The 3,671-nt window shown below is 71.9% G+C and carries 1 protein-coding gene; it reads right to left on the reverse strand.

Annotation, left to right across the window (positions count from 1 at the left end):
- Window positions 1-35 precede the first annotated feature (35 nt).
- Window positions 36-3,446 (reverse strand): TM0106 family RecB-like putative nuclease, encoded by a 3,411-nt coding sequence (locus tag ACFWX1_RS39735; RefSeq protein WP_378395020.1) that lies wholly within the window; start codon window positions 3,444-3,446, stop codon window positions 36-38.
- Window positions 3,447-3,671 lie beyond the last annotated feature (225 nt).

Below are 3,671 nucleotides of genomic sequence, written 5' to 3' on the forward strand. Positions count from 1 at the left end.
CTCCTTACCGGCGCTCAGTGCCGGTAAGGAGTCCTTCACGGACTTCGGCAGGCCCCGGCTCCCTGCCAGGGTTTCGCCTGGGCGGTCAGCCCGAGGAGACCGGAGATGAGGCGCATGTCCTCTACCGTGCGGACGTCGGCCTCGGCCAGGCGGGGCGAGCAGACCAGGATCGTCACCGCCTGTGCGCGGGAGAGCGCGACGTTGAGCCGGTTGCGGGACAACAGGAAATCCAGGCCGCGCGGGAGGTCCACTGTGGACGAGGAGGTCATCGTGGTGATCACCACCGGCGCCTCCTGCCCCTGGAACCGGTCGACGGTGCCGACCCGCACGCCGCCGAACCCGGCCCGCTCCAGGGCACGGGTGACCTCGCGGGCCTGGAAGTTGTACGGCGCGACCACGAGGATGTCCTCGTCACCGAGCGGCCGCGACGTCCCGTGGTCGGTCCACATGCGACCATGCAAAGCGGACACGATCTCGGTGACCGCGGCGGCTTCTTCCACCGAGCGCGTGGTGTTGCCGTGGTGGTCCACTTCGGACAGATAGAGGCCCGACGGCACACCCTCGACGCCGCGCTCGGCGGCGGTGGGATGCGCGTGCAGCTGCCCGGCGTAGGACAGCCGGGAAACCGGGTCGCACACGGCCGGGTGCATCCGGCGGGTCTGGTCGAGGAAGTAGCCCAGCTCGGGCGGGATGATGTCGTGCTCGCCGATCAGGTGCCCCAGCGCGGAGGCGCCCGCGCCCGCCGGATGGGTGCCCTGCACGACCTGCGGGAGCTGTTGCGGGTCACCGAGGAGCAGGACGTTGCGGGCGCACATCGACACCGCGAGCGCGTCGGCGAGCGCGAACTGGCCTGCCTCGTCGATCACGATGAGGTCGAACGGCTCGTCGCGGACCGCGGCGTTCGCGAACGTCCACGCGGTTCCGCCCACCAGGTGACCGCCGGTGTGTTCCGCGCGCCACCGGACGAGCGCGTCGTTGGTCGGCGGCTGTTCCCACGGCGCGTCCGGGTCCGGCGCCTTCTTGGCGCGTTTGGCGCACGGCAGCGCCGGCGCGTTCTTCATGGTGGCGGCCAGGACGTTCTCGACGGCTTTGTGGCTGGTCGAGGTGACCGCCACCGTCCGTCCCGAGTGGACAAGCCGGGCGATCAGTTTCCCTGCCAGATAAGTCTTTCCGGCCCCCGGCGGTCCTTGGACGGCGAGCGTGGAGCCGTCGAGCGCCTCGACCGCGGCGATCACCGCGCCGACGACGTCGTCCCCGGCCTCGGGCAGCGTGTCCCGGCCACGCAGCCGGGGCGGGGTGCGGCACAGCAGGTCGACGCCGGGATGCGCGGGCAGCTCGGGCAGCGCGTCCACGACCAGCCGGGCCAGGTCGGCGACCGCTTCGTCCTTGGGAGCGGGACGCACGGGGCTGCCTGGCAGGACCGCGCTCGGCCGCGCGTCGTCGGTCCGATCCGGTGGGGAGCTCTCCTGCAGGGTGACGTCCGAGGCGGTGGCGTCGAGAACCTTCGCGTCGCGGGCGTCGGCGCCGTAGCGCAGCCGGACCTGGTCGCCGGGGGTGAACGGATGCGGCCGGTCCGGATCGCACCGCAGGACCACGGTGCGTTTGGCGGTGCGGACCCGGCCCTTCGGCGGCACCCACTCCCCCGCGTCCACCGCCACCGGGACCATGCACGTGGTGTCGACCTCGAGATCGCCGAGCGGCGCGGCGAGCTGGCGGAAGTACTCCCACCAGGCGGGCGTGGTCTCGCGCCGGTGGTAGCCGACCGAGGCGGCGAGCAGCGCGCGGGCCCGGTCCGCGGCGGTGAAGCCGGCGGGATCGCCGGGCAGCCCGTCCAGCAGCGGATCGACCAGCGCCGCCAGCTGCGCGGCCCGCTCGGCGCGTTTCTGCTCGGCGACGTCTTCGGCGGCGGTGCGGATCAGCGCGTCCTCTTCGGACTCCGCCGGGTTTTCCGCGAGTTCGATCCCGGCTTCGGCGCGAACCCGGTGGAGGAACTCGAAGAGCCGCAAGGTGGAGACGCAGTCGTATTCGTTGTAGTCGCTGATGCCGCGAAGCACCTCGTCGGCGCGCTCGGCGTCTCCCTGGTGCGTCAGCGTGAGGTAGTCCTCGTAGGCCTCGATGCTCGACGCCGCCGTCTTCACTTCGCCTTCGCGGGCGTCCGGCATGTACAACGGCTCGAGGTATTTGATCGAGTACGACGGCTGCGACACCCGCATTCCCTTGCGCACCACCGCGTAGAGGTCGACCAGCGCTCCCGCGCGCAGCAGCGCGTCGACCGCGTCCTCGCGGGTGCCGTGCACCGCGGCCAGCCGCTTGATCGCCGTGTTCTCGTAGGGCGCGTAATGGTAGATGTGCGAGCCGGGGTGTTCGGCGAGGCGAGCGGTGGCGAAGTCGACGAACTCCTCGAAGGCCTGCTTCTCCTGGGCTCTCGTGTGCGCCCAGAACGCCGTGAACCGCGGCTCCCCTTCTTCGGCGGTGATCGCGCCGAACAGGTACTCCAGGCCCTCGCCCGCCAGCGCGTACGGGTCGCCCTCCATGTCGAAGAAGACGTCGCCGGGCGCCGGTGGTGGAAGCGTCGCCAGCGCGTCGGGTTCGACCACCTCGTAGGTGACCTCGCCGGTGTTGTCCTGGCGGAGCTGGATGGCCGCCTGCGCCCGCAGGTTCTCGAACGACCTCGCGGACAGATCGCGTGGCCGGTCTTCCGCGGCGGCCAGCGCCAGCGCGTCGATGGTGCCGAGCCCCGCCGCGGCGAGTTTGCGGCGCTGGTCGCCCCGGATGCCGGCGACCAGGGACAGGTCCCGGTCGGCCTTGCGGGCACTCGCGCAGTGCTCGGCGAAACCGCAGCCGCCGCAGGCGGGACGCTCGTCTCCCCACAGGCGATCGGGCAGCCGCGGTACGCGGCCGCGCAACCGGGTGCGCAGCCGTCGCAGCAGCGGGAGAAAGTCCTGGACCCGCAGGGTGTGCGTGCCGCCGTCGCCGAGCAGCAGGTGCATTTCGGGCCCGGCAGGCCATCCCGCGCGGCGCATCGCGTCGGCGTAGGCGGTCAGCTGCACCACCGCGGCCGGGGTCGCGTGCCGGGCCAGTTTGGTGTCGTAGACCTCGTAGCGGCCCTGATCGTCGCGCAGCAGGAAGTCCGCGCGGCCGGAGAACTCGCCTTCCTCGTGGAACACCGCCTGGTAGATCACCGGCGCGCCCGCGCGCACGGCGTCCGCGGTCTCCCGCGCCGCCACCTCGGGATCGCGGTGGCCGATCTCGACCACCTGGTGGCGCTCGCCACGCAGCCGCGTCAAGGTGGCCTGTTCATGGGCCCGGCCGTGCTTGACCGCGAGGGACTCCCCGGCGCCCTTCGGCGCGGGAGCACCGGGAAGCCCGGCCGCCCATGCCTGTTTCAGGACGCTCCGGTGCTCGCACTCCAGCAGATCGGCCAGGTCGGACGGGGTGTGGTGCATCGCAGCGGATTCTGACACGGCCGGGGCGCCCTTTCGCCGAGGCGCGCTCCCGACACGCCGGGGCACCGGGTGTGCTGAAGGGCGCCTTCAGCACGTCTCCACCCCGGCGGAGCCGAAGTGTCGGTCCCTCCACCTAGGCTGTTTGGTAGGGGGCTTCAGGGTGTCCTGAATCTTCCGTTCATTCCTTCACAGTGTCGCGAACGACGCGTAGGGGACGTTGAACGC

It is taken from the genome of Amycolatopsis sp. NPDC059021 (assembly GCF_042739895.1).
In the GTDB taxonomy this organism is placed as follows: Bacteria; Actinomycetota; Actinomycetes; order Mycobacteriales; family Pseudonocardiaceae; genus Amycolatopsis.